Annotated in this window: 21 protein-coding genes; 15 read left to right on the forward strand and 6 right to left on the reverse strand. The window is 64.1% G+C overall.

Annotation, left to right across the window (positions count from 1 at the left end; genetic code table 11):
• Nucleotides 1–13 precede the first annotated feature (13 nt).
• The 3 genes from typA to DC522_RS07480 all read right to left on the reverse strand — a co-directional run bounded on the left by typA (nt 14) and on the right by DC522_RS07480 (nt 5,548).
• Nucleotides 14–1,843, reverse strand: coding sequence for a translational GTPase TypA (gene typA / locus DC522_RS07465; protein WP_116528078.1), 1,830 nt, complete (start codon nt 1,841–1,843; stop codon nt 14–16).
• 229 nt (nt 1,844–2,072) lie between these two features.
• Nucleotides 2,073–3,194 (reverse strand): site-2 protease family protein, encoded by a 1,122-nt coding sequence (locus DC522_RS07470; RefSeq protein ID WP_116528079.1) that lies wholly within the window; start codon nt 3,192–3,194, stop codon nt 2,073–2,075.
• Between the two features lie 1,121 nt (nt 3,195–4,315).
• The gene (locus tag DC522_RS07480; RefSeq protein WP_116528080.1) at nt 4,316–5,548 is read right to left on the reverse strand and encodes an argininosuccinate synthase; all 1,233 of its coding nucleotides are present in this window, start codon (nt 5,546–5,548) and stop codon (nt 4,316–4,318) included.
• A 175-nt stretch (nt 5,549–5,723) separates the two neighbouring features.
• Between DC522_RS07480 and DC522_RS07485 the strand changes: the two genes are divergently transcribed.
• The 15 genes from DC522_RS07485 to DC522_RS07555 all read left to right on the forward strand — a co-directional run bounded on the left by DC522_RS07485 (nt 5,724) and on the right by DC522_RS07555 (nt 18,624).
• Nucleotides 5,724–6,353 (forward strand): 2-hydroxychromene-2-carboxylate isomerase, encoded by a 630-nt coding sequence (locus DC522_RS07485; protein WP_116528081.1) that lies wholly within the window; start codon nt 5,724–5,726, stop codon nt 6,351–6,353.
• Between the two features lie 463 nt (nt 6,354–6,816).
• Nucleotides 6,817–8,514: a 30S ribosomal protein S1 gene (gene rpsA, locus DC522_RS07490; RefSeq protein ID WP_047188123.1), complete on the forward strand. Its 1,698-nt coding sequence runs from the start codon at nt 6,817–6,819 to the stop codon at nt 8,512–8,514.
• A gap of 196 nt (nt 8,515–8,710) precedes the next feature.
• Nucleotides 8,711–9,139, forward strand: coding sequence for an SMI1/KNR4 family protein (locus DC522_RS07495; RefSeq protein ID WP_116528082.1), 429 nt, complete (start codon nt 8,711–8,713; stop codon nt 9,137–9,139).
• Between the two features lie 255 nt (nt 9,140–9,394).
• Nucleotides 9,395–10,363: a signal peptide peptidase SppA gene (gene sppA, locus DC522_RS07500; RefSeq protein ID WP_116528083.1), complete on the forward strand. Its 969-nt coding sequence runs from the start codon at nt 9,395–9,397 to the stop codon at nt 10,361–10,363.
• Between the two features lie 26 nt (nt 10,364–10,389).
• Entirely contained in the window at nt 10,390–10,704 is a 315-nt protein-coding gene (ihfB, locus tag DC522_RS07505) for an integration host factor subunit beta (protein ID WP_116528084.1), read from the forward strand.
• A 17-nt stretch (nt 10,705–10,721) separates the two neighbouring features.
• Nucleotides 10,722–11,072, forward strand: a complete 351-nt coding sequence (locus DC522_RS07510; protein WP_116528146.1) for a lipopolysaccharide assembly protein LapA domain-containing protein — start codon at nt 10,722–10,724, stop codon at nt 11,070–11,072.
• A 26-nt stretch (nt 11,073–11,098) separates the two neighbouring features.
• Complete coding sequence (locus tag DC522_RS07515; RefSeq protein WP_116528085.1) at nt 11,099–12,046, forward strand: ornithine cyclodeaminase family protein; 948 nt, start codon at nt 11,099–11,101, stop codon at nt 12,044–12,046.
• Between the two features lie 9 nt (nt 12,047–12,055).
• Entirely contained in the window at nt 12,056–12,715 is a 660-nt protein-coding gene (locus DC522_RS07520; protein WP_116528086.1) for a phosphoribosylanthranilate isomerase, read from the forward strand.
• Nucleotides 12,716–12,901: 186 nt separating this feature from the next.
• Nucleotides 12,902–14,119, forward strand: a complete 1,218-nt coding sequence (gene trpB / locus DC522_RS07525; protein ID WP_116528087.1) for a tryptophan synthase subunit beta — start codon at nt 12,902–12,904, stop codon at nt 14,117–14,119.
• Nucleotides 14,119–14,370 (forward strand): hypothetical protein, encoded by a 252-nt coding sequence (locus tag DC522_RS07530; protein ID WP_116528088.1) that lies wholly within the window; start codon nt 14,119–14,121, stop codon nt 14,368–14,370. Before trpB ends, DC522_RS07530 begins: the two co-directional genes overlap by 1 nt.
• An 81-nt stretch (nt 14,371–14,451) precedes the next feature.
• The gene (gene trpA / locus DC522_RS07535) at nt 14,452–15,291 is read left to right on the forward strand and encodes a tryptophan synthase subunit alpha (protein ID WP_116528147.1); all 840 of its coding nucleotides are present in this window, start codon (nt 14,452–14,454) and stop codon (nt 15,289–15,291) included.
• Between the two features lie 154 nt (nt 15,292–15,445).
• Nucleotides 15,446–16,348: an acetyl-CoA carboxylase, carboxyltransferase subunit beta gene (accD, locus tag DC522_RS07540; protein WP_116528089.1), complete on the forward strand. Its 903-nt coding sequence runs from the start codon at nt 15,446–15,448 to the stop codon at nt 16,346–16,348.
• A 14-nt stretch (nt 16,349–16,362) separates the two neighbouring features.
• Complete coding sequence (locus DC522_RS07545) at nt 16,363–17,691, forward strand: folylpolyglutamate synthase/dihydrofolate synthase family protein (RefSeq protein WP_116528090.1); 1,329 nt, start codon at nt 16,363–16,365, stop codon at nt 17,689–17,691.
• A 10-nt stretch (nt 17,692–17,701) separates the two neighbouring features.
• Entirely contained in the window at nt 17,702–18,103 is a 402-nt protein-coding gene (locus DC522_RS07550) for a VOC family protein (protein WP_116528091.1), read from the forward strand.
• A 230-nt stretch (nt 18,104–18,333) separates the two neighbouring features.
• Entirely contained in the window at nt 18,334–18,624 is a 291-nt protein-coding gene (locus DC522_RS07555) for a DUF4242 domain-containing protein (RefSeq protein WP_245444033.1), read from the forward strand.
• A gap of 69 nt (nt 18,625–18,693) precedes the next feature.
• Here the strand turns inward: DC522_RS07555 and trxA are convergent, their stop codons facing one another.
• The 3 genes from trxA to addB form a co-directional block, all read right to left on the reverse strand.
• On the reverse strand, nt 18,694–19,014 hold the full coding sequence (trxA, locus tag DC522_RS07560) for a thioredoxin (RefSeq protein WP_047188131.1): 321 nt from the start codon (nt 19,012–19,014) through the stop codon (nt 18,694–18,696).
• Nucleotides 19,015–19,232: 218 nt separating this feature from the next.
• On the reverse strand, nt 19,233–22,670 hold the full coding sequence (gene addA / locus DC522_RS07565; RefSeq protein ID WP_116528092.1) for a double-strand break repair helicase AddA: 3,438 nt from the start codon (nt 22,668–22,670) through the stop codon (nt 19,233–19,235).
• On the reverse strand, nt 22,667–25,837 hold the full coding sequence (addB, locus tag DC522_RS07570; protein WP_165820089.1) for a double-strand break repair protein AddB: 3,171 nt from the start codon (nt 25,835–25,837) through the stop codon (nt 22,667–22,669). The genes addA and addB overlap by 4 nt, the downstream gene beginning before the upstream one ends.
• Nucleotides 25,838–25,879: the final 42 nt, after the last annotated feature.

Consider the following 25,879-nt stretch of genomic DNA (forward strand, 5'->3'; position numbering starts at 1 on the left):
CAAGGCGCTGCCTTTACGCGCTCAGCGCTTCCTTCTGCTTCTCGGCGCGCTTGCGGTCGTTCGGGTCGAGGATCGCCTTGCGGATGCGGATCGACTTCGGCGTGACCTCCACGAGTTCGTCGTCCTGAATCCAGGCGAGCGAACGCTCGAGGGTCATGCGGATCGGGGGCGTGAGGCGCACCGCTTCGTCCTTGGAGGTCGTGCGGATGTTGGTGAGCTTCTTGCCCTTCAGCACGTTCACTTCGAGGTCGTTCTCGCGGTTGTGCTCGCCGACGATCATGCCCTGATAGACCTTCCAGCCGGGCTCGATCATCATCGGGCCGCGATCTTCCAGGTTCCACAGCGCATAGGCCACGGCTTCCCCTGAATCGTTCGAGATCAGCACGCCGTTGCGGCGACCGGCGATCTCGCCCTTGTAGGGCTCGTACGAGTGGAACAGGCGGTTCATGATCGCCGTGCCGCGCGTGTCGGTCAGCAATTCGCTCTGATAGCCGATGAGGCCGCGGGTCGGAGCGTAGAACACGAGGCGCTGGCGGTTGCCGCCGGAGGGACGCATCTCGACCATCTCGGCGCGGCGCTCGGACATCTTCTGCACCACGACGCCGGAGAACTCCTCGTCCACGTCGATCACCACTTCCTCGATGGGCTCGAGAAGCTGGCCGGTGGCCTGGTCCTTCTCGAACACCACGCGGGGACGCGACACGGCGAGCTCGAAGCCTTCGCGGCGCATGGTCTCGATGAGGATCGCGAGCTGCAATTCGCCGCGGCCCGAGACGTAGAACGAGTCCTTGTCGGCGGCTTCCTCGATCTTGAGGGTCACGTTGCCTTCCGCTTCCTTGAACAGGCGGTCGCGGATCATGCGGCTCGTCACCTTGTCGCCTTCGGTGCCCGCGAGCGGCGAGTCGTTCACGATGAACGACATGGTCACGGTCGGCGGGTCGATGGGCTGGGCCTGGATCGGAATGTCGTTCTCGGGAGCACAGAAGGTGTCGGCCACGGAGCCCTTTTCCAGGCCCGCGATGGAGACGATGTCGCCGGCCTCGCCGATGTCGATGGGCTGGCGCTCCAGGCCGCGGAAGGCCAGGATCTTGGATACGCGGCCGGCCTCGACCAGCTTGCCCTCGCGGTCGATCACCTTGATCGACTGGTTCGGCTTCACGGTGCCGGAAGCGATGCGGCCCGTGACGATGCGGCCCAGGAAGGGGTTGGATTCGAGCAGCGTCCCGAGCATGCGGAACGGACCCTCCTCGGTCTTGGCCGGGGGCACGTGCTCGAGCACGAGGTCGAAGAGCGGCGCGAGGCCTTCATCGCTCGGGCCCTCCGGGGACTTCGCCATCCAGCCGTTGCGGCCGGATCCGTAGAGGATCGGGAAGTCGAGCTGCTCGTCGGTGGCATCGAGCGCCGCGAAGAGGTCGAACACCTCGTTGATGACTTCCTGATGCCGGGCATCGGGGCGGTCGATCTTGTTGATGGCCACGATGGGGCGCAGGCCGATCTTGAGGGCTTTCGACACCACGAACTTGGTCTGCGGCATCGGGCCTTCGGCGGCGTCCACGAGAACGATCGCGCCGTCCACCATGCTCAGGATACGCTCCACCTCGCCGCCGAAATCGGCGTGGCCGGGGGTATCCACGATGTTGATGCGGGTGTCCTTCCAGACCACCGAGGTGGCCTTGGCGAGGATGGTGATGCCGCGCTCCTTTTCGAGATCGTTGGAGTCCATCGCGCGCTCTTCCACGCGCTGGTTCTCGCGGAAGGCACCAGACTGCTGGAGCAGCTTGTCGACGAGGGTGGTCTTGCCATGGTCGACGTGTGCGATAATGGCGATGTTGCGCAGCTTCATGGGTGGTCTTTCAAAACAAAACGGCCCGGCTCGCGGCAAGCGTTGCCGCGCCCCTGGCTCGAACCGGGCGAAAATCTGATGCGCTGCAATATAATGATTACTCTGCGGCGGCAATAGGGCGGCCTGGCAGAATGGCCCCAGGTGGCCAAAAAGCCCCTGCTACATCGTTTCGCAGCCGAAACTCCGTTCCGGACGGCGGCGGAACGATGCCGCAGCGGCTCCCCAGACCCTAAAACCCGCCCTGGACGTAGGGCCGGCGGCTCCGGAAGCGCCAGTCCGGGCGGATGCTGCGCACCATCATCATCTCGCCGAGGTTTTCGGGCGTGAGAAGCCCGATGAGCCGCTGGTCCCGGTTCAACACCAGAAGGGCAGGGGCCCTGGTCCTGTTGAGCAGGGCGACGGCGGCATCGAAAGGCTGCCAATCCAGGATCGTCGGCAGGTCCTGGGTCATCACGTCCAGCACCGGCGTCATGGGCCCGCCCTGCCGCAGCGCCACGATCAGGCCGTCGCGGGTGAGGAGACCGCGCGGCATCCCTGCGCCGTCCACCACCGGAAACTCCTTCTGGGACGTGCGCAGCATCAGGTCCACGGCATCGTCCAGCGTCGAGGAGGTGGAGAGCGTCTCGACCGGGCTCACCATGCCTGCATGCACGGGCAGCCCCTGGGTTGCGCCCCGGAAGGACACGTCCTGCGCTTCGGCCGACGCGGCGAGATAGATGAAGAGGGCGATGATGATCAGCATCGGGTTCCAGAACAGCCCGAGGAACGCGAACAGGAAGGCCGCGCCCTGGCCGATCCGCGCCGCGACGCGCGTGGCATCCGCATAGTTCATGCGCATGGCAAGGGCCGCGCGCAGCACGCGCCCGCCATCCATCGGAAAGGCAGGGATCATGTTGAACACCACGAGAAAGATGTTGGCGGCGGCCAGCCGCATCATGAGACCGATGCGCGGATTGTCGAGCTCCGCCATCGCGGCGGTGTCGAGGCTGAACCCGAGAAAGAGAATGATCACGGCCGCGATCACCACGTTCACCAGGGGGCCTGCGATCGCGACCACCAGCTCCTCGCGGGGATTGTCGGGAATGCGCTCAAGGCTCGCCACGCCGCCGATGGGCCAGAGCGTCACCTCGGGCGTGTTGATGCCGTAGCGTTTGGCTGCGAAGACGTGTCCGAACTCATGGGCCAGCACGCAGGCAAAGAGCAGCACGATGAACAGCACGCCCTCGACAGCCGCCTTCTGCCCGCCAGCGCGCCACTGCCCCGCGCCGATCCAGACCAGGAACAGCAGGAAGGTCACATGAATGCGCACCATGGTGCCGGCGATGTTCGCGACGGGAATGGACCAGGGCATGGAGGCCTCCAGGAGTTTCCATACTCAAGGTAGGGCGATGGGGTGAGTTCCGTAATCAGGAAAAATACGTTGCCGCTGCAGAGCGATTGGTTGGCGGTCGCGACAGCATGGCTTGGTTGTCAAAGAGCATGGAGGCAAGCGCCATCGTCCTCGGAGCTTGAGCGCCTCCAAGGAGAGCATCCGGCGAGGGAAGCGCGGGACGCGTTCGGCTTCGCAGGCTCCGGCGGAGCGCGCGAAAGATGTTCGGGGCGGGAGAGCCGCCCGGGCTCGGGAAGCGCAACGCATCCCGCGCACGGCTTTTCGATCCCGGCCTCGACGCTCCGGCGCCATCAGGGACGAACCCTCAGAGACGCTTCACGGCGCTTGTTGCAAGCGCAGCCCTGGAGTTGACTCCAGCACTGGCGAGGCTGAGGGAGCGTTGACGCAGCCTGCCCGATCAGGCTCAGCGCCTCTTCCTCCCTGCTCGGGACCCTGAGGTCCGGGGGTGCGACTCCCCGGACGCATCAGAACCGCATCCCCTCTCCACGACCGACGCCTCGGGCGCGTCCCTCGGAAGAACCGGACCCGCAGAGATATGGCCCAGCTTAGGAGAATTGTCAAGAACAAAAGAGGAACATTCTCAATCCAGCTCCGCGTCATCCCCGGCTCGTGCCGGGGATCCCCGTCTTGTTCGCACCGAGGTTCCCAAAGGCGGGGATGGCCGGGCTTGTCCCGGCCATGACGGAGAGGAGTCCCGGCTTTACAGCCCAATACGATGTGACGCGGCTTGTCTGTATGAAAGCGATGCGCGCATCGATGAGGCCATTGCGCGGGAGAAAGCGCCGAAGAAGTGGCGGCGGGATTGGAAGGTCCGGCTGATCGAGCAGATGAATCCCGCGTGGGAGGATTTGTATATAGCGCTCAACCAGTGAGGCGCAGGAACCCCAACACTGTCATTCCCGCGCAGGCGGGAATCCATAACCGCCAGCGGTGCAGAATGAATTGAGCGGGTGCCGCTGTGCCTTTCGTCATCACGTCGTGGTTCTGGATCCCCGCCTGCGCGGGGATGACAACGGTATGCATCAGCGGAAAACGAAAATGGCCGGGACGAGCCCGGCCATGATGCAGCGTGGTTTTGGCTCTTACAGCCCCAGCTTCTTCTTGCGCTGGGCGAGCGTGCGAAGGCGTAGCGCGTTGAGCTTGATGAAGCCCGCGGCGTCGCGGTGGTCGTAGGCGACGGCGCCTTCCTCGAAGGTCACGAGGTCCTGGTCGTAGAGCGTGTAGGGGCTCTGACGGCCGATGAGGTGGACGCCGCCCTTGTAGAGCTTCAGCTTCACTTCGCCCGTGACGAATTCTTGGGATCGGTCGATCATGGCCTGCAGCATCTCGCGCTCCGGCGAGAACCAGAAGCCGTTGTAGATGAGCTCGGCATATTTCGGCATCAGCTCGTCCTTCAGGTGCGCCGCGCCGCGGTCGAGCGTGATCGACTCGATGCCGCGATGGGCGAGGTGAAGGATGGTGCCGCCGGGCGTCTCGTACATGCCGCGGCTCTTCATGCCCACGAAGCGGTTCTCGACGAGGTCGAGGCGGCCGATGCCGTTGAGGCGCCCCAGCTCGTTGAGCTTCGCCAGCAGATCGGCCGGGCCCATCTTCTGGCCGTCGATGGCGACCGGGTCGCCTTTAAGGAACTCGATGGCGATGATCGTCGGCTTGTCGGGAGCCGTCTCTGGATCGTTGGTGCGCGAATAGACGTAATCCGGCACTTCGGCGGCCGGGTCTTCCAGCACCTTGCCCTCGGAGGAGGCGTGCAGGAGGTTCGCGTCGACCGAGAACGGAGCCTCGCCGCGCTTGTCCTTGGCGATCGGGATCTGGTGGGCCTCGGCGAACGCGATGAGCTGCTCGCGGGAGCGTAAGCTCCACTCGCGCCAGGGGGCGATCACCGTCACGTCGGGCTTCAAGGCATAATAGCCGAGCTCGAAGCGCACCTGGTCGTTGCCCTTGCCGGTCGCGCCGTGGGCCACCGCATCGGCGCCGACCTTCTCGGCGATCTCGATCTGCTTCTTGGCGATCAGCGGACGGGCGATGGAGGTGCCGAGCAGATACAGGCCCTCGTACTGCGCATTGGCGCGGAACATCGGGAACACGTAGTCGCGCACGAATTCATCGCGCAGGTCCTCGATGAAGATGTTCTCCGGCTTGATGCCGAGGAGTTCCGCCTTCTTGCGGGCCGGCTCCAGCTCCTCGCCCTGGCCGAGATCGGCCGTAAAGGTCACCACCTCGCAGCCATAGGTGGTCTGCAGCCACTTGAGGATGATGGAGGTGTCGAGGCCGCCGGAATAGGCGAGCACGACCTTGTTCACGCGCTTCTCAGCCATGGTCGATGTTCCAGTGATAAGGGTGCTCGCGAATTAGCCGGGAAGGCTTTTGAGCGCAACGGCAAAAGCTTAGGCGCGATATGCTTATGGAGCATTCCTGCCTACCAAAAGGGATGCTGTCCACGAGCCGATAGATGCCTTAGCTCCTCTTTGCTCAAGGGAAGGAGAGGTGCCCATGCTCCGTCGTCCGCAATTCGAGTTCTGGTACGAATTCTCCTCCACCTATTCCTATCTCGCCGCCATGCGCATCGAGCGGCTGGCGCAGGAGGCGGGTGTCGAGATCGTCTGGCGGCCGTTTCTCTTAGGCCCCGTCTTCAAGGCGCAGGGGTGGGAAACCTCGCCCTTCAACCTCTATCCGGCCAAGGGACGCTACATGTGGCGGGACATGGAGCGGGAGGCCGTGCGCTTCGGCCTTCCCTTCTACAGGCCCAATCCTTTCCCCCAGAACGGGCTGCTTGCCGCCCGCATCGCCCTCACCGGCCTCGACCGGGGCTGGACGCCGGCCTTCACCAAGGCCGTCTATACGGCCGAATTCGGGGAGGGGCGGGACATCTCCGACAGGGAGGTGCTCTCCGGCATCCTGGCAGGCCTTGGCCTCGGACCGGAGGAGGTCATCGCGGAGGCCCAATCGGATACCAGCAAGACCCGCCTGCGCCGCCTGAATGACGAGGCGCGATCCCGCGGCATCTTCGGCGCGCCCACCTTCTTTGCCGAGGACGGCGAGATGTTCTGGGGTAACGACAGGCTCGAACAGGCCCTCGACTGGGCCGTCACGCAGGCGAGACGGTCGGAGATTCCGCTTTAGGCGCAATGGTGAAAGTTCGCTCCCCTGTCGTCCCCGCGAAGGCGGGGATCCATAACCGCGACCTGATGCAGTTAAAGCGCAGGAAGACCGCTGTCTCTTAATCTGAACCGTTGGTGTTTATGGATTCCGGGCTCCGCTGCGCGGCCCCGGAATGACGGCAACGATCTTGAAATCCTTGAAAGCCTTGTGATCCAAGGCCATTTGCGATAAAGGAACGCCCATCAGACAGACATTGACGGTGTGCTGCCATCGATGGGTGCGTCATGCGCGCCCCTGAGGCGTTCCGCTAAGGTCTTGACGATAAATGCGTTTCCATCCGCCGGTGATACGCCGGCCCGCTTGATCAGCGGCATGCCTCGGACATGGCCCTAAAGGGGCGTCCTCAGGCAGCGGCGGAGGGAGACGGCCCGTTCACACGAGCCGCCGGCGTTGCCCCTTGAACGAGGGCCATTCAGGAGAACCTATGTCTGCAGCTTTCCAGCAGCCGAGCCGTGAAGATTTCGCCGCTCTGCTCGAAGAATCCTTCCGCACGTCCGAGATCAACGAAGGCTCGGTGGTGAAGGGCAAGGTGGTCGCCATCGAGAAGGATGTCGCGGTCATCGATATCGGCGCGAAGACCGAGGGTCGCGTCGCTCTGAAGGAATTCACCGGCCCCAACCGCGACCGTGAGATCAAGGTCGGCGATGAGGTCGAGGTTTATGTCGAGCGCATCGAGAATGCGCTGGGCGAGGCCGTCATCTCCCGTGACAAGGCCCGCCGCGAAGAATCGTGGGTGAAGCTCGAGAAGGCCTTCGAGGCCGGCGAGCGCGTCAACGGCACCATCTTCAACCAGGTGAAGGGCGGCTACACGGTCGACCTCGACGGCGCCGTGGCGTTCCTGCCCCGCTCGCAGGTCGATATCCGCCCGGTCCGCGACGTCACCCCGCTCATGGGCGTGGCTCAGCCGTTCCAGATCCTCAAGATGGACCGTCGCCGTGGCAACATCGTCGTGTCGCGCCGCACGGTTCTCGAGGAGAGCCGCGCCGAGCAGCGCTCCGAGCTCGTGGCCAACCTCGAAGAGGGTCAGGTCATCGACGGCGTGGTCAAGAACATCACCGAGTACGGTGCGTTCGTTGATCTGGGCGGCATCGACGGCCTCCTGCACGTCACCGACATGGCATGGCGCCGCGTGAACCATCCGTCCGAGGTCGTAACCATCGGCCAGACGGTGAAGGTGAAGATCATCAAGATCAACCACGACACGCACCGCATCTCGCTCGGCATCAAGCAGCTGCTGGCCGATCCGTGGGAAGGCATCGCCGCCCGCTACCCGGTCGGCGCCAAGCTGAAGGGCCGCGTCACGAACATCACCGATTACGGTGCGTTCGTTGAGCTCGAGCCCGGCATCGAAGGCCTGATCCACGTCTCCGAGATGTCCTGGACGAAGAAGAACGTCCACCCCGGCAAGATCATCTCCACCTCTCAGGAGGTCGAGGTCGTGATCCTCGAGGTCGACCAGGTGAAGCGCCGCATCTCGCTGGGTCTGAAGCAGACGCTGCAGAACCCGTGGGAGGCCTTCGCCGAGAAGCACCCTGTCGGCTCCGTCGTCGAGGGCGAGGTGAAGAACAAGACCGAGTTCGGTCTCTTCATCGGTCTCGAGAACGACGTCGACGGCATGGTCCACCTCTCGGACCTCGACTGGAACCGTCCGGGCGAGCAGGTCATCGACGAGTTCAAGAAGGGCGACATGGTTCGCGCTCAGGTTCTCGACGTGGATGTCGAGAAGGAGCGCATCTCGCTCGGCATCAAGCAGCTGGCCGGCGATCCCTTCGCCGAGGCTGGCGAGTTCAAGAAGAACCAGGTCGTCACCTGCGAGGTTCTCGAGGTGAAGGACGGCGGCCTGGAGGTGAAGATCGTCGATACCGACCTCACCACCTTCATCAAGCGCTCGGAGCTCGCTCGCGACCGCGCCGATCAGCGTCCCGAGCGTTTCGCTCCGGGTGAGAAGATCGACGCCCGCGTCACGCAGTTCGACCGCAAGGCTCGCCGCGTCACCCTCTCCATCAAGGCCCTCGAGGTCGCTGAGGAGAAGGAGGCCATGGCTCAGTACGGCTCGACCGACTCGGGTGCGTCGCTCGGCGACATCCTGGGCGCGGCTCTCAACAAGGCCGGCAAGAAGTAATCTCGCTCTGACTTTCAGAGCCTGATCGGATCCCCGGGCTCCGGCCCGGGGATTTTTGTTTCAGTACCCGCGCGAACGATCGCGCGGGTTTTTTGTTGTCGAGAGTTTTGCAGACGCGCCAGTAGTAAGATGCTATAACATCTAAACGACATGACCGGTGGTGTTTCTCCGCCTCAGATTCTCAAAGCAATAAGAGATGAATAAGAAAGAATTCGATGAAATGGTGCTGAAAGCTGAGAGGAAAAATCCAATCTGGTTTGAGCTTGAGAGAGATCCACCAGCGGACATCAGCGAAATCGATGAGGTGGAATCAATTCTGAATGTCCGCTTCCCAGGCGAATACAAGGATTTTCTGCTCTCCTATGGAGCTGGTTATTTCGCCTTCATGCTTGTTCTCGGGGTAAAAACTGAAACTCAGTGGAACGTAATCCGACACGCTTCGCTTCTACCTTCCAACTTTCTGCCGGCGGCAGATAATGCTTCAGGCGATTACTATGGATTTGTGGTCAGAGGCGGAGAGTGCGACCGCTCCGTAGCATTCTGGGATCATGAAACGGGAAGCATACAAGAAAACGTCTTTCCTAACTTTTATGAGATGCTCTCAACAAAAGCGCTCATGCCATAGTCTTCTAAAAACATACCTTATGGGGGTGAGCAGCAGAGGCAGATGGACAAATGATTTGGGCAGGGGCTTTTATTGGACGTATCCCTTGCGGCCCTATCTGCCTTCGCAGCCAAGCATTTTCCGGCGAAGTGGATCCCGGTTCGCCGCCAGAAGATGCGGTTGCAAGAAAAAGGGCGGTTTGCAATTCCCTGGAAGGGCAAACCACACTAGGGTGCTGCCTCCACTAGATCAGTGAACCGGGTTAGAGACGAACCGATGTCCATCGATGCCGAAGCCATTGCCGACCGCCGCCGTCTGCGCCGCAAGCTGTCCTTCTGGCGCATCGCGGGGTTCTCCGGGCTGATCGCCGCCGTCGCCGCCATCGGCTATGCCGCCGCGGACCGCATGGGCTATGGCGGCGTGCAGCAGCAGATCGCCCGCATCTCCGTTGACGGCCTGATCACCGGCAATCAGCAGCGCATGGCGGACCTCATGCAGCGGGTCGGGGATTCCCATCTCGTCTCCGGCGTCGTGATCTCCGTCAACAGCCCCGGCGGTACGACGACCGGCTCCGAGGAGCTCTACAGGAATATCCGCCGCCTCTCCGAGAAGAAGCCGGTCGTGACCTTCGTCGATGGCACGGCGGCCTCCGGCGGCTACATCACGGCCATGGCCTCCGACTACATCGTCGCCCGCGAAACCTCGCTCGTCGGCTCCATCGGCGTGCTGTTCCAGTATCCCGATCTCTCAGGGCTGATGCAGACGGTCGGCGTGAAGGTGGAGGAGGTGAAGTCCTCGCCGCTCAAGGCGGAGCCCAGCCCCTTCAAGCCCACGAGCCCCGAAGCCCGAGCGGCCCTCCAGCAGGTGGTGGGCGATACCTATGACTGGTTCAGGAATCTCGTTCGCGAGCGTCGCCGCCTGAACGAGAGCGAGCTTGCCGCGGCCTCCACCGGCCAAGTGTTCAACGGCCGTCAGGGCCTGCCCATGAAGCTCGTGGACAAGGTCGGCGGCGAGCGTGATGCCGTTGCCTGGCTCGAGCAGGAAAGAAAAATCCCGAAGGACCTGCCGGTTCGGGATTGGAAGCCGCGTTCGGACCGGGATATCTCCCTCTTTGCCATGGCGGCCACGGCTGTCGACCTCTTAGGATTCGAGAGAGTGGCGGAAGTCCTGCGTCGGACCGAGGTTCACGCCGGGATGGCCCAGCTTGACGGTCTGCTGGTCGTCTGGCAACCTTCCGAAAAATAAAGCACCATCAAAGATATAGCCTTTCTATGATCAAGTCAGAACTCGTGCTCAAAATCGCTGAGCAGAACCCGCATTTGTATCAGCGCGACGTGGAGAAGATCGTGAATGCGATCCTCGACACCATTGCCGATGCGCTGGCCCGGGGTGACCGGGTGGAGCTGCGCGGTTTCGGCGCGTTCTCCGTGAAGAGGCGCGATGCCCGGACGGGCCGCAACCCGCGCACGGGGGAATCCGTTTCGATTTCCGAAAAGGTCGTTCCTGTCTTCAAGACAGGCAAGGAAATGCGTCAGCGGCTCAATGCTCCGGCATCCAAGGTGATGAAGGCGGCGGCTGCTCAATAACGATTGAAGAGGTGCTCGTGATTCGCTTCCTGAAGGCGCTGATTCTCCTGCCGATCGCGATCCTGGTGATTTTGCTGGCGGTCGCAAACCGCGCTCCGGTGACCCTGTCGCTGGATCCGTTCTCGAAAGAAGCACCTGAATTCTCCACGCAGCTTCCGCTCTTCGCCGTGATCTTCGCCGCCGTCATGGTAGGCGTCGTGATCGGCGGCGCGGCGAGCTGGCTCGCTCAGGGCAGAAACCGCAAGGCCCGCCGCCGCTATCGCCGCGAGGCGGACCAGCTGCGCCACGAGACCGAGCGCCTGCGCAGCCAGAATGCGGCGGCGGGCTTGCCCGCAACGCTGCCGTCCCCGCGACCATCGAGCTTCTAGGTTCTTTTTAAGCGCCCCCCTTCCCCATGCGCATCATTTCCTCCGCCGAGATCGATCGGGTTTTGACCTTTCCTGCTCTGGTCGATGCTCTGAGCGATGCCTTTCGGGGCGACATGGTCACGCCGGCCCGGCATCACCATGAGATCGAGCGCAAGGGCGCGCATGGCACGCTGCTGCTGATGCCGGCTTGGACCGGCCCCGCCACGCAAGACGGCTTCGTCGGCGTGAAGGTGGTCTCCGTGTTCCCGGAGAACGGCAAGAAGAACCTGCCAAGCGTCATGGGCTCCTATCTGCTCATGGACGGCGAGACGGGCCAGCCCGTGGCGGTGCTCGACGGAACCCGGCTGACCGTCTGGCGCACGGCGGCGGCCTCGGCGCTGGCCGCGCGGCATCTCGCGCGTCCTGACGCGAGCCGCATGGTGATGGTGGGTGCGGGTGCGCTTGCACCCTTCATCATCCGGGCCCATATGAGCCAGAGGCCCATCCGGGAGGTTCGCTTATGGAACCACCGGCCCGGGAGGGCCGAAAGCATGGCGGCCGAGCTTCGCACCGAGGGGCTCCCCGTTACGGCCGTAACCGACCTCGAAGCGGCTTTGCGCGAGGCTGATCTCGTCTCCTGCGCCACGCTTTCCACCGCACCCATCGTGAAGGGCGCGTGGCTCAGGGAGGGTGCGCATCTCGATCTCGTGGGCGCCTTCAATCTGAAGATGCGCGAGGCGGATGACGAGGCGCTTCGTCGAGGCCAGGTTTACGTCGATACCGATGCCGCCAAGACCGAGGGCGGGGACGTGGCCGTCTCCATCCAGAAGGGCGCTATCTCGGAACGCCATGTGCGTGGCACGCTGTTCGACCTCTGCCGCAACCCGCCGCAGCGGAGCGACAGGGCGATCACCGTCTTCAAATCGGTGGGCACGGCACTGGAGGATCTGGCTGCGGCAATGCTGGTGTGGCGCTCAGCATCCAAACCGTCGTAAAATGAAACAATGAATAACCTGATCAAGATCTGCGGGCTCTCGACCCCCGAAACCCTGGCTGCTGCGCTGGATGCCGGCGCGGACATGGTGGGATTCGTGCGCTTTCCGAAGAGCCCGCGCCATGTCACCCTCGATCTCGGCCATCGCCTCTCGCTGCAGGCGAAGGGCCGCGCCATGCGGGTCGTGCTGCTGGTCGATCCCGGCGACGAGGACATCGCGCAGGCCGTCGAGGCCATCAACCCTGACCTGATCCAGTTGCATGGACACGAGAGCCCGGAACGCGTCGCCGAGATCCGTTCCATGATCCGCCGCCCAGTCATGAAGGCCCTCGGCATCGCGAGAAAGAGTGATCTGAAGGCGCTTGCCCCCTATGCCAAGCAAGCCGAGCACATCCTGCTCGATGCCAAGCCGCCCCGGACGGCGAAAGCCCTGCCCGGCGGCAACGGCGTTTCCTTCGACTGGAGGCTTTTGAACGGGCTTGACCCGGCTCTTCCCATCATGTTGTCAGGAGGTCTCACCCCCGACAACGTGGCGGAGGCCATCAGGCTGACGAAGCCGAAAGCCGTCGATGTCTCGTCGGGGGTGGAAAGCGGACCGGGCCTGAAGGACCCGGCCAGGATCGAAGCCTTCATCAAAGCAGCCCGGACAGCATTCGCTGCCCAGCACTAGCGCCTCGTGCGGACCTCCGGTTCCGCACCCAACGATGCGCCGCCTAAAAAAGAGAGCATCGGATTGGATCCCGAAAGTGCATTCCACTTTTGGGTCCGATGCTCTAGAGGAAGAACGCATTTCCTTGTCAGGAAACCGGCATCCATTGTTCCGGGAAATGCTCAACCGTTAAGGCAGGACAGGCCCGTGTCAGCTCAAGCTCAACCCAACTCCTTCCGCACCGGTCCCGACGAGCGCGGGCATTTCGGCCAGTTCGGCGGGCGCTTCGTCGCCGAAACCCTGATGCCGAACATCCTGGAGCTGGAGAAGGCCTATAACGAGGCCAAGGCCGACCCGGCGTTCCATGTCGACATGGAGTATTTCTCGAAGCACTATATCGGCCGCCCGAGCCCGCTCTATTTCGCGGAGCGCATGACCGAGCATCTCGGCGGGGCAAAAATCTACTTCAAGCGCGAAGAGCTGAACCACACCGGCGCGCACAAGGTGAACAACGTGCTGGGCCAGATCCTTCTCGCCCGCCGCATGGGCAAGAAGCGCATCATCGCCGAAACCGGCGCCGGCCAGCATGGTGTGGCGACCGCGACCCTCTGCGCGCGCTTCGGCCTCGAATGCATCGTCTACATGGGCGCTGTCGACGTGGAGCGGCAGAAGCCGAACGTGTTCCGCATGAACATGCTGGGCGCGAAGGTCGTGCCCGTGCAGTCCGGCACGAAGACGCTGAAGGACGCCATGAACGAGGCCCTGCGCGACTGGGTCACCAATGTCGCCGACACCTTCTACTGCATCGGCACGGTGGCGGGGCCGCATCCCTATCCGGCGATGGTGCGCGACTTCCAGTGCGTGATCGGCGAAGAGACCCGCAGGCAGATGATGGAGATGGAGGGCCGCCTGCCGGATTCGCTCGTCGCCTGCATCGGCGGCGGCTCGAATGCGATCGGCCTGTTCCACCCCTTCCTCGACGACAAGACCGTGGAAATCTACGGCGTCGAGGCGGCAGGCCACGGCCTCGACAAGCTGCACGCGGCTTCGCTCACGGGCGGCCGTCCCGGGGTGCTCCACGGCAACCGGACCTATCTGCTCATGAACCAGGACGGGCAGATCAGCGATGCCCATTCCATCTCGGCCGGTCTCGACTATCCCGGCATCGGCCCGGAGCACGCGTGGCTCCATGAGATGGGCCGCGTGAAATACATCTCCGCCACCGACGAGGAGGCGCTGGAAGCCTTCCAGCTCTGCTCGCGTCTCGAAGGCATCCTGCCCGCCCTGGAGCCGAGCCACGCCCTCGCCAAGGTGATGGAGCTGGCGCCGCAGAAGCCGAAGGATCACCTGATGGTGGTCAATATCAGCGGCCGCGGCGACAAGGACCTGTTCCAGATCGCCGAGCATCTGGGCAACAAGCTTTGATGCTCACACCTCGTCACGATGAGCAGCTGACCGTTGGAGAGGCTTTTCAGGCCTTACATAAGTTCATCGAGGCCTGGTGGATTCGAGGCGGGAAAACATCCGACGACGCGCTTTGGCTCTACGTCGCGACAACGCTTGGCCGCACCCAGGCGGGTGATGCCGTTTCGTCAGATCCTGCAATGTGGCAGGACTTCCTCGATGCTGTGGATCAGGCCAAGCGCGATCCATTTTCGTTCGACAGGAAAGCATGAGCTTTGCCGAAGCCGCTTTCGTCCAAGGCGGCTCCAACATCTCTGTCCACACCCCTTATTCCCGTGCTAAACACCCCGCCCATGACCAAGCGCATCGAAGCCCGTTTTGAACAATGCCGTGCGGAAGGCCGCGCCGCTCTCGTCACCTATGTGATGGCGGGCGACCCGGATCCGGAGACCTCGCTGGCCATCCTCAAGAGCCTGCCGAAGGCCGGCGCGGATATCGTGGAGTTCGGCCTGCCCTTCACCGATCCCATGGCCGACGGCCCGGCGATCCAGGCGGCGGGCCTGAGGGCCCTGAAGGTCGGTCAGGACACGGTGAAGACCCTCGACCTCATCCGCCGCTTCCGGGCCGAGGACCAGGACACGCCCGTGATCCTCATGGGCTATTTCAACCCGATCTTCGTCTACGGCGTGGACCGCTTCCTCGCCGATGCCAAGGACGCCGGCGTCGACGGCCTGATCGTGGTGGATCTTCCGCCGGAGGAGGATGACGAGCTGTGCCTCCCGGCCCTCAAGGCGGGCCTTGCCTTCATTCGCCTTGCGACTCCGACCACGGACGACAAGCGCCTTCCGGTGGTGCTCGCCAACACGGCTGGGTTCGTTTATTACGTTTCCATTACCGGCATCACCGGCGCCGCGACCCCGGATTTCGGCAAGGTCGCCTCGGCGGTGGAGCGCATCAAGCATCACACGCCTCTCCCGGTCGTGGTGGGCTTCGGCGTGAAGAGTGGTGCGCATGCGGCGGCGGTGGCCAGGGGCGCCGACGGCGTGGTGGTGGGCTCGGCCCTCATCGACGTACTGAGGGGAACGCTTGACGCCGAGGACCGTGCCACCTCGCGCACGGTCGAAGCCGTCACCGCCCTGGTGAAGGAATTGAGCGAGGGCGTGCGTTCGGTGTCGAAGCGCGCAGCCGCGTAAGGAATAGCAAAGGACCTCATCCTGAGGAGCAGACGAAGTCTGCGTCTCGAAGGATGATCCAGTGGGCGCTGGAGACGCCCTCGTCCTTCGAGACGGACCTGCCGGTCCTCCTCAGGATGAGGGCTCGAGAAGCGCCTCTGAAAGGAAGTAAACGATGAACTGGATTTCCGAAGTCGTCCGTCCGAAGATCAAGACGCTCTTCAAGCGCGAGACGCCGGACAATCTCTGGATCAAGTGCCCGGATACGGGACAGGTCGTGTTCCACAAGGACGTGGAGGCGAACCAGTGGGTGATCCCCGGCTCCAACCATCACATGCGGATTTCCGCCGCGCAGCGCTTAGCCCTCATGTTCGACGGCGGCACCTGGCTCGATGTGGCGCTGCCCGAGGTGGCCGTCGATCCGCTGAAGTTCCGCGACGAGAAGAAGTATATCGACCGCCTGAAGGATGCCCGCGCCAAGACCGGCCAGCAGGATGCCTTCAAGGTCGGCTTCGGCCGCGTCGAGGAGCTGCCGATGACCATCGCCGTGCAGGATTTCGGCTTCATGGGCGGCTCGCTCGGCATGGCGGCGGGCGAGGCCTTCATCAAGGGTGCTGAAACCGCGCTCGACAAGAAGACGCCTTACGTGCTCTTCGCCGGTTCCGGCGGCGCGCGCATGCAGGAGGGCATTCTCTCCCTCATGCAGATGCCGCGCACCACGGTGGCGATCCGCCGCCTGCGCGATGCGCGCCTGCCCTACATCGTCGTGTTGACGAACCCGACCACCGGCGGCGTCACCGCGTCCTACGCGATGCTGGGCGATGTGCATCTCGCCGAGCCCGGCGCGCTGATCGGCTTTGCCGGGCCGCGCGTGATCGAGCAGACCATCCGCGAGAAGCTGCCCGACGGCTTCCAGCGCTCCGAGTACCTGAAGGAGCACGGCATGGTGGACATGGTGGTGCACCGCCATGACCTGAAGTCGACGATTGCCCGTCTCTCGCGTCTGTTCATGAAGGCTCCGTCGGCTGCTCCGACGGCAAGCACGACCACGACCGATGTTGCGGCTGCGGCCGAGTAAGCGAGGACAGGGCGTTGGACTCCTCCGATGCGCTGATCGCGCGCTTTCTCGCCCTGCACCCGAAGACCATCGATCTGTCGCTCGGGCGCATTCAGCGGCTCTTGAAGCAGCTCGGAAACCCTGAGCGCCGTCTGCCGCCTGTGATCCACGTGGCGGGCACCAACGGCAAGGGCTCCACCATCGCCTTCATGCGGGCGATCCTGGAAAGCGCGGGCCTTGCCGTTCACGTCTATACCTCGCCCCATCTCGTGCGCTTTCATGAGCGTATTCGCCTCGGGCGGCTCAGTGGTGGCGGACAATATGTGAGCGAGGATCGCCTCGTCGAGGCCTTCCGCCGCTGTGAGGCGGTGAATGCGGGCGAACCGATCACGGTGTTCGAGATCACCACCGCTGCGGCGCTCCTCATCTTCGCGGAAGAGCCTGCCGACGTTCTGCTGCTCGAAGTGGGATTGGGCGGACGCTTCGACGCGACGAATGTCATCGACAAGCCCGCGGCTGCCGTCGTCACGCCCATCGGTCACGATCACGCGGAATATCTCGGTACGACCTTGCAGGCGATTGCCAGGGAAAAGGCGGGCATCTTCAAGCGCGGCTGTCCGGCGATCATCGCGCCGCAGGATTACGTGGAAGCCGATCAGACCCTTGTCAGCGAGGCGGAGCGCATCGGCGCGTCGCCTGTGCTCGTCGGCCAGCAGGATTTCTCCGTTCATGAGGAGGGCGGCCGCCTCGTCTATCAGGACGAGAAGGGTCTGCTCGATCTGCCGCGCCCCAAGCTCGTCGGGCGGCATCAGTTCACGAATGCCGGCACGGCTATCGCGGCTTTGCGTGCAGCAGGGTTCGAGAAATTCGAGACTTCGGCCTTCGAGGCAGGCCTCACCCGCGCCGAATGGCCCGGACGTTTGCAGCGTCTCTCGAAAGGCCGCCTGCCGGAGGTCGCGCCCGAAGGCTGCGAGTTGTGGCTCGATGGCGGGCACAATCCCGATGGTGGCCGTGTGCTCGCAGCCGCCATGGCCGATCAGAGCGAGCGCTCCGATGCGCCGCTCGTGCTGATCACCGGCATGCTCGGCACCAAGGACGCCCGAGCCTTCTTCAAGAACTTTTCGGGCCTTGCGCGCGAGGTGATCGCGGTGCCGATCTCGGGCCAGATCGCGGCGCGCCCGGCGGAGGAGGTGGCGGCGATTGCGGGAAGCGTGGGGCTGACCACCTCCGTCGCGCCGAGCGTCGAATCCGCGCTCGCCTCGCTCCACAACTACGTTTGGGATCGTCCGCCCCGTGTCCTGATCTGCGGCTCGCTCTATCTGGCAGGAGAGGTGCTGGCAGCCAATGGAACGCTGCCTGAATAGGAAAGCGGCCATGGCCACCAAAATCTACGTCAACCTGCCGGTGAAGGATCTTCAGCGGTCGGTGCGCTTTTTCAAAGCCATGGGCTTTGGCCTCAATCCCGAATTCTCTGATGAGAGCGCCGCCTGCATCGTGATCGCGGACAATATCTTCGCCATGCTGCTGACCGAGGCGAAGTTCCGGGAATTCGCCCGAAAGCCTGTTGCCGATGCCTCCAGGATGGCCGAGATGCTCACTTCTCTTTCCGTGGAGAGCAGGGCGCGGGTCAATCAGCTCGTGGACAGGGCCTTGGCGCAGGGCGGCAGGGAAGTGCGCGAGCCGGAAGATCACGGCTTCATGTTCGGGCGCAGCTTCAGTGACCTCGACGGGCACATCTGGGAAATCATCTACATGGCCCCAGACGCACTCGCCTAGAGCATCGAACCCCAAAAGTGGGATCCACTTTTGGGCATCATTCGATGCTCCCTTTTTAAACGGCGCATCGTGCTTAAAAAGCGGACCCGGTTTTCCGCACGATGCGCTAGGCCGGATCTTCGTACGCGCTGCAGCCCGGATAGTCCCTTTGCGCATTTGCCAATCCGAGCCTTGAGGCAGAACCTCCTTCGCGTCCGGAGACGATCCGGACTGATCAGGGAGGCGCCGGCATGCCCGGCGAGACGATCATGCCGCAGTTCGTTATCGAACGAGACATGCCCGGCGTGGGCAACGCATCCGCTGAAGATCTGAAAGGAGCGTCTCAGACCTCGTGCGGGGTTCTGCGTGATCTCGGGCCCGAGATCCAATGGGTCCACAGCTACGTCACGGACGACAAGATCTACTGCATCTACCGCGCGCCGAATGAGGACATGATTCGCGAGCATGCAAAACGCGGCGGCTTCCCGGCAGATCGCATCTCGCGGGTCCGCACTGTGATCGATCCCACGACGGCGGAGTAGGATCCATCAAGCGAGACAGCAAAAAGGGGCCGTGAGGCCCCTTCCGTGTCTCTCGAACTCTTCGACCGATCAGGCCGAAGCCTGGATCCACTTGGTGAGGTCGCCCTTGGGGGCAGCGCCGATCTTCTGGGCCACCACCTGACCGCCCTTGAACATCATGAGCGCCGGGATCGAGCGGATGCCGAGCTGCGACGCGATCTGCGGGTTCTCGTCCACATTCACCTTCGCGATCTTCACCTTGCCGGCCATCTCGTTGGAAATCTCTTCCAAAGCCGGGCCGATCATGCGGCAGGGGCCGCACCATTCGGCCCAGAAATCGACCACGACGGGCTCGGAGGATTGCAGGACGTCCTGCGCGAAGCTTGCGTCGGTCACCTTGAAGGTCGCCATCACATCACCTTTGAATTTTGATACAGCGACTCAACCCGAGCCGCTCGACGATAGGGCTAGAGCATCGGACCCAAAAGTGGAAACCACTTTTGGGGGCCCATCCGATGCTCTCTCCTGAACAGAGCGCATCGTCCGGGGCGGAAAACCGGGACCACTTTTCCGCACGATGCGCTAAGGTAAGAACGGCGGTTTCGGGAATCAAGCAAGGGCTATTTCCCTCACGCCGCTTTGATGAGGGTAAGAGCCGATTCCAGGTCCGGTTCCATCAGCTCATGGATGACCGGCCCCGCGGTCCAGACCAGGAAGGTGCGAATACGCTTGTCCGGATAGATCTCGGAGAGAAGTGTTCGGTAAAGGGCAAGCTGGGCCACGTAGGATTGAGGCGGCGGCTGACCGGCTTTAAGCGCCCGTGCGGTCGTCTTGAAATCCGCCACCAGGACCTCGTTCTCCAGCACGGCCAGGCGGTCGATCTGACCGGAGACCATGAGCTCTCCTCGAACAGTCAGCACCTTGCCGGCAATCGGAGCCTCGGCCCGGGAGCCCGGCCCGAACAGGGCCTGCAGACCCTCATGCTCCAGAACGTCGAGCGCATTGGCGATGACCGATTCGCGGACCTCCGCGGGAAGACGCGGCGCTCGGGCCCGCACATAGGCGCGCGCCATGGTTTCCCGATGCTCGGCGCCGAGTGCCGGCAGGCGTTCCAGCAAGGCATGGACCAGGGTCCCGCGAAGCCGGGCCTCGGGGGCATAGGGGCCATCGCCCGGCCGCGTCATGCGCTCGGCGGCTCCCAGCGCGCTCGACGGACGGATCGGGGGCAGGGGCTCAGGCTCTGGCTTTGCGGGAAGGGTGAGCCAATCCGGCACCTCGAAGGGTTCGAGCGGCGCGATGTCCGATTCGGCGGCGAGCGTGCGCGCGAGCGGCGAACCTTCGCGCCAGAGGTCGATGGGTCCGTAAGGCGCTTCGCTGCGCTCCAGGCCGCCTGCCTTTTCGACGAGCCCATGACGGATCATCTCGCACCAGGCTTCCTGCGGCGAGTCCTTGCGGCCTGTGAGATAGGGCGCGATCACCAGCCGGTCCTTCGCGCGCGTCATCGCGACGTAGAGCAGACGGTTGTGCTCCTCGTAGCCTTTCGCATGCAGAAGACCGCGAGCCTCTTCCATCACGCTGCAATCGCCGCTCTTGCCCGGCGCCCAGACTGGAATCGTCTCACCCGTCCTGGTCTGCAGTTGCAGCAGCGGCGGATCGCGGCCCAGCACCTCGCAGCCGTCGATGAGAATGACGACGGATGCCTCCAAGCCTTTCGCTCCGTGCACCGTCATCACGCGCACTTCGTTGTTCACCGAGTCGAGATCGCGCTTGATGGAGTGCGAGGCGGATTCGAAGCGGTTGAGGAAGACGGTGAGCGAAGGCGTCTCCGTCATTTCCGATTGATGCGCGAAGCAGAGGAAAGCGTCGATGGCGTCACCCGCCTCACTGCCGAGACGAGCGACAAGCTGCGAGCGTCCACCACGAGGTCCGAGCAATGTGGCGAAGAAGCCGAAGGGGCCGTGCTGTGCGGCGAGTTCGCGCCACGCCTGCAGCGCCTCGCAACCACGCTTCGCTTTCGCATCACCTGTCTCGGCATGACGCTGCAACGCCGCATGCAACGACTCGTCGTCCGCGCGGTCGGCGGCGATGCGGATGAGATCGTCATCGGTGAGGCCGACGAGCGGTGATTTCAACGCGGTGGCGAGCGTCAGGTCGTCATCCGGCAGCAGCGCCGCGCGGCCAGCCGCCACGAGATCGAGCACGGCGATGTGCTCGCCGATATTGAGCCGGTCCGCGCCCGCCACCGGCACGCCCGCTTCCTTCAACGCGCGGATCACCGCCTCGAAAGCGACACCACGCTTGCGCACGAGCACCAGCACGTCGCCCGCCGTCCACACGCGGCCGTTCTCATCGCCCTTGGTGGTCCAGCACTTCACGGCCTGCGCGACGCGCCGAGCGAGGACAACGGGGGGCGATTGCTGCTCGGGCTCGTCGACGGGAAGCACCCAGGCTTCCGGCTCTTCCTCATCGGCGGGCGTTTCGGTGGGCCACAATTCCACAAGGCCCGGCGCATGCGGACGGGCGCTTTCGTGCACGGTGCCCACCGCCTTGTCCTCGAAGGAGAGGCCCTTGAAGTTCTTCTCCACTGCAAAGGTGGCGTCGACCGCCGACAGCACGGCTTTCGCTGAGCGGAAGGACATGGTGAGCGACACGTCCTCGAACAGGAGATCCGCTTCGCGCACCTTCTTCGACCAGTCGCGGCGGGTGGATTCGAATTCCTGCGGAGCGGCGCCCTGGAAGCCGTAGATCGACTGCTTGGGATCGCCGACCGCGAAAAGCGTGCGGATGCGCATGCCGGCGGCGCCTTGGCCTGCGGTGAAATCCTCCGTGATCTTACGCAGGATCTCCCATTGCTCCGGGTTCGTGTCCTGCGCCTCGTCGACCAGCACATGGTCGATGCCGCGATCGAGCTTGTAGAGCACCCAGGCCGTGTCGCCGCGCGAGAGCAGCGCCAGCGTCCTGTCGATGAGGTCCTGGAAATCGAGCGCGCCGAGCCGCATCTTCGTCTGCTCGACGCGGTCATGGATTTCGGCGGCGAGCAGGAACAGCGCCTGCGTGCGTTCCACGGCGCGCGCGGCCTTGCGCTTGTCCATGAGATTCCAGATGCGGCTTTGCTCGTCGAGCAACCGCTCCTTCAGGACGGGATCGACAGACTTGGTGACGAGGCGCGATTCCGCGCGCGGCAGGCCGTCAGATTCCTTGAGGAAGATCGAGAGGTAGTGCTTCAGCTTCTCGGCAGGCTCGACGGCATTGGCGGCAGCGATGAAGGCTTCGGCCCGCTCCTGATCGGTGGCTTTACCCGTCATCAGGTCCTGTGAGATGGCTGGCCAGTTTTCCGGCGTGAGCCCACCTTCCAGTATCGCCTGCTCGATGCTCATCAGCGTCTCATCATGCTTGAGACCAAGCTCCTGGCGCAGACGCGCGATGCCTTTGGGATCGTGCAGGAAGTTCTTGCAGCGGAGCGCCGCGTTGAGGGCGGAGGTCAGCGCATCGCCCACCGCATCGACGCTGATGATGTCGAGCGCATCCTTCAGGTGAGGGAAATTGCCGTTGGAGGCATCCGCCAGCACGTTCTTCACCGCCTGCGCCAGCATCTCGTCGGTCTGGCTCTCGTCCAGCACGGCAAAGCGCGCGGGCACATTGGCCTCGAAGGGCACGAGATGCAGCAGGCGCTCGCAGAAGGCGTGAATCGTGTCGATCTTCAGGCCACCCGGCGTTTCCACGGCGCGCGCGAAGAGCGTGCGAGCGAGCTTCACCTGTTGGCGTGTGGGCCTCTGGCCTTCGAGTTCCGTGAGTTCGGCAACGAGGCTTTCCTCGTCCATCGTCACCCAGCGTCCCAGCCGCTCGAACACGCGGATGGCCATGTTGGCAGCGGCGGCCTTGGTGAAGGTGAGGCATAAGATGCGCCCCGGAAGCGAGCCTGCGAGCAGCAGGCGCACCACGCGGTCGGTGAGCACCTTCGTCTTGCCTGCGCCCGCATTGGCGGACACCCAGGCCGAAGCACGCGGGTTCGCCGCGCGGCGCTGCGCTTCCTTGGTGTAATCGGGAATGACGAGATCGTTGCTCATTCGCCGCCCTCAGCCCCGCCGGCGCTCGCCAGCGACCATTCCTTCACGCGCGCCAGATGATCGTATTCGGAGAAGCGCCGCGCATATTTCGGGAAGGGCCGCGAGACATAGGCCGCCTCGCCCTTCACGAAACGCGCGATCATGCCCTCGAAGCGGCGGCGATGTTCCTCGACGATCTCGGCAACGGAGCGCTCCTCGTTGCGCCCTGGCTCAATCTGACGAGGCTTGATCGGCTCGCGCCCGCCGGTGGTGTGAACGTAGACGAGGTCCGGCGTTTCCTTTGCCATCGGAAGGCCCTTGAAGGCGCCCTTCATCAGCATCACGGCTTCGAGCGTCAGCTGCGGCGAGAAGCCGGCATAGACCTCGCGCACGCCCGGCGGCTGCCCGGTCTTGAAATCGATGATGGTGAAGCCGCCGTCGCGGCGATGTTCGATGCGGTCCGCGCGGGCGCGAAGATTGAAGATCGAGCCATCAGGGAGCGGAATCGACAATCGGCCCGAGCGCTCGGCGTAAACTTCCAGAATATCCGGGCGACGCTGCTGCTCCCAATCCAGGAACGCGATGGCAAGCCGCTCGAAGCGCGGCCACCACTCGGCATAGAGCTCGGGATAGGCCTCCGCGATCTCGGTGAAAGCGTCCTCGCCGAGGCCCAGCAGAATTTCCTGCGCATGAGCGGGCAGGTCCTTCGGGAACCGCTCGGCGAATTGACCGACGACATCGTGAATGATCGTGCCGCGATCGGCAGCACTCGGCGCGATGGCGATCGCTTCCAACGCATCGAGCTTCAGGACGTGGCGCGCGAAGATGGAATAGGGATCGCGCACCAGCGTCTCGACTTCCGTGACGCTCAACGAACGCGGGAAGAGCGCAGGATCGGGCTTCGGGCGCGGGCGGGCTAAGGGCGGGGCGGGTTCCGGCGTGTCGAGCGTGCGTGCGAGGCGGCGGTAGTACTCGCCCGCCTTCACCATGCGCTCCCACACCTCCTTGCCGGTAAAAGCCTTGAGACGCTGCAGGAAGCGCGAGGGCACCATGGGCGAGCCGTCGCGTTTCTGCGCGCGCGTGATCACCACGTCATGGGTGCCGAGCGCCTGCACGAAGTCATGCGCCGTCTGGCCGATGCGCCGCTCCGGCGGCATCAGGCCGACGCGGGCACGCATCGGCCGGTTGAGGAACGCATCCGTGACCGTGCGCGGCGGCCACGTGCCTTCATCCAGCCCGCCGAGCACGACCCGGTCGACCGAGAGAAGGCGTGCTTCGAGGAGGCCAAGGATTTTCATACGGCGATGCGTGGAGCGCGGCGAGGGGCTCAAAGAGCGCTGCTTGGCGAGCGCGGCGAAGAAGGAGGGGTAATCGACGAAGCGACCCTCGAGCGGATGGCCTTCCTCTTCGCGAATGTCCGAGTTCTCGAGATCGTCGAAGAGGGCGGCAAGCGGTTCGAGCGAAGGTTCGCCCGCTCCCACCTCATCCTCAGGCCCCGCGCAGAGCAGCTCGAAAGCGCGCCGGTGGTGTTCCACCAGGGCCATGAGGTCGATGCGCTCCTCGCCATAGACGGCAGGCGTGAAGGTCTGGAAGGCAAGACCCAAACGCTGCAGCAGCGTGTCGGCAAGGTCCCAATCCGCACCGGTCAGGCGCGCGCGGGGACGCGGCGTGCGACGGTCCTTTTCCGTGCGACGCGTTGCGAGGGCTGCGCGCATGCCTTCGATGCCCGGTGCGGGCGCGGGGCCGCGCAGCACGCCGATTTCGAGAACGCCCGCCGCATGTTCGATGATGGCGCGCGGGAAGCCCAGACGCACCAGCGGATGCGCGAGCAGCGAGAGCACTCGCACGGGGCTCAGATCATCGGCTGCGGCTTCCGCCGTCAGGCGTGCGAGACGTCCTGCGGGCGTATCGGCGAGCGGAATGCCCGCTGAATCCTCCACGCTCAATCCCCAGCGGGCGAGCTCCGCCGTCACGCGTGCGGCCAGTGCGCGGTCAGGCGTGACGAGTGCTGCGGTCTTGTCGGGATGCACGAGTGTTTCGCGCAGGGCGATCGCGATGGCAAACGCCTCCTCGCGCTCGTCCATGGCCTCGATGATGGTGAGCCCCTCGCAGCCGGTGCGGCTCATCGCCAAACGCTCGTCGGGCGTGATGAGCGCCCAGCGATCCGTGGTGTCTGCGGGGCGAAGCGTCTCCGAGAGAAGCCGGTTGCGCGCACGCGCCTGGTCCGGCAGCTCACCGAGGATGGTGACGGCGGAGCGCGGGAGGCGCAGGTGCCTGTCCATCAGGCGGCGGAGCGAAGCCTGCGGGTGGCCGTGAACCGGATCGGTCTCGTCGTCGCCAACGCCGCCGATGGCGGACCAGCTCTCGTCATCGAGATCCGTGTCGAGGCCAGGCAGCACGATGGCGCCGCGCGGCAGGCGCGCGATGGTCGCCATCAGATGCGCGGTCGCAGGCACGGAGCCGGTGGAGCCTGCGACGATGATGGGGTTCTCTGGCCGTTCGCGGGTGAGGCGGCGCGCTTCCGCCTCGATCAGGGCGGTGCGTCTTTGAGCCGGGTCGCTCGCTTGGCGCTCAGCCAGGATCTTCGGCCAGTTCTCGCTCGCGATCTGCACGAAGTGGCGCGTAATCTCGAAATACTTCGAGTAGTCGGAATCAACCGCGAGTTCGAGGGCATGCCAGTCGATGCCCTCCGTCGTGAAGGCATCCATCAGTGTTTCGAGATCACCTGCGAGGTTTACGGCATCGGCAGGCGAAGCAGGCACCATGAAGGGCACTTCGGGGCCGAGCTGCAGCAGCGCGCGATCCACTTCGGCCGACCAGCGCTGCACGAGGCGCGTGAGAATGAGGCGACGCTCCAGCGGTGGAATGGGTGGCTTCAGGCTGGCGGCTTCTGCAAAGGGCGTGCCTTCCAGCCCCGTCAGCTCGAATTCGGCTTCGTCCGTTTCGCCCAAGGGCACGATGCGCGGCAAAAGTTGCGCGCGGCCTGCGCCGCGCTCAGCCAGCAGCGCGATCAGCGCGCGGGTGGCACGGCGGGTCGGAACGTAGATGGTGACGTCGGCGAGTGCTGCGGGATCATCGGAGAGCGGGCCGACGAGCTGGCCTTCGAGCAGCGCGTCCACCAGGGTCGGCAGGAAGGCGCAACCCGGAGGAATCGAAAAGACGCGCGGCGCATCTTTAAGATCATGCATGATCTTGTTGGAAAACCCGTTCCCACTTTTCCGGATCATGCT

Origin of the sequence: Microvirga sp. KLBC 81 (genome assembly GCF_003075415.1) — a bacterium.
Lineage (GTDB): Bacteria > Pseudomonadota > Alphaproteobacteria > Rhizobiales > Beijerinckiaceae > Microvirga.

What these genes read in the sequence shown, in the direction of transcription:
- DC522_RS07485 (WP_116528081.1), top strand. Translation starts at nt 5,724, where the DNA reads ATGCTCCGTCGTCCGCAATTCGAGTTCTGGTACGAATTCTCCTCCACC.
- trpA (WP_116528147.1), top strand. Translation starts at nt 14,452, where the DNA reads ATGACCAAGCGCATCGAAGCCCGTTTTGAACAATGCCGTGCGGAAGGC.
- rpsA (WP_047188123.1), top strand. Translation starts at nt 6,817, where the DNA reads ATGTCTGCAGCTTTCCAGCAGCCGAGCCGTGAAGATTTCGCCGCTCTG.
- sppA (WP_116528083.1), top strand. Translation starts at nt 9,395, where the DNA reads ATGTCCATCGATGCCGAAGCCATTGCCGACCGCCGCCGTCTGCGCCGC.
- DC522_RS07520 (WP_116528086.1), top strand. Translation starts at nt 12,056, where the DNA reads ATGAATAACCTGATCAAGATCTGCGGGCTCTCGACCCCCGAAACCCTG.
- DC522_RS07555 (WP_245444033.1), top strand. Translation starts at nt 18,334, where the DNA reads ATGCCCGGCGAGACGATCATGCCGCAGTTCGTTATCGAACGAGACATG.
- addB (WP_165820089.1), bottom strand. Translation starts at nt 25,837, where the DNA reads ATGCATGATCTTAAAGATGCGCCGCGCGTCTTTTCGATTCCTCCGGGT.
- addA (WP_116528092.1), bottom strand. Translation starts at nt 22,670, where the DNA reads ATGAGCAACGATCTCGTCATTCCCGATTACACCAAGGAAGCGCAGCGC.
- DC522_RS07480 (WP_116528080.1), bottom strand. Translation starts at nt 5,548, where the DNA reads ATGGCTGAGAAGCGCGTGAACAAGGTCGTGCTCGCCTATTCCGGCGGC.
- typA (WP_116528078.1), bottom strand. Translation starts at nt 1,843, where the DNA reads ATGAAGCTGCGCAACATCGCCATTATCGCACACGTCGACCATGGCAAG.
- DC522_RS07495 (WP_116528082.1), top strand. Translation starts at nt 8,711, where the DNA reads ATGAATAAGAAAGAATTCGATGAAATGGTGCTGAAAGCTGAGAGGAAA.
- trxA (WP_047188131.1), bottom strand. Translation starts at nt 19,014, where the DNA reads ATGGCGACCTTCAAGGTGACCGACGCAAGCTTCGCGCAGGACGTCCTG.
- DC522_RS07470 (WP_116528079.1), bottom strand. Translation starts at nt 3,194, where the DNA reads ATGCCCTGGTCCATTCCCGTCGCGAACATCGCCGGCACCATGGTGCGC.
- accD (WP_116528089.1), top strand. Translation starts at nt 15,446, where the DNA reads ATGAACTGGATTTCCGAAGTCGTCCGTCCGAAGATCAAGACGCTCTTC.
- ihfB (WP_116528084.1), top strand. Translation starts at nt 10,390, where the DNA reads ATGATCAAGTCAGAACTCGTGCTCAAAATCGCTGAGCAGAACCCGCAT.
- DC522_RS07550 (WP_116528091.1), top strand. Translation starts at nt 17,702, where the DNA reads ATGGCCACCAAAATCTACGTCAACCTGCCGGTGAAGGATCTTCAGCGG.
- DC522_RS07515 (WP_116528085.1), top strand. Translation starts at nt 11,099, where the DNA reads ATGCGCATCATTTCCTCCGCCGAGATCGATCGGGTTTTGACCTTTCCT.
- DC522_RS07530 (WP_116528088.1), top strand. Translation starts at nt 14,119, where the DNA reads ATGCTCACACCTCGTCACGATGAGCAGCTGACCGTTGGAGAGGCTTTT.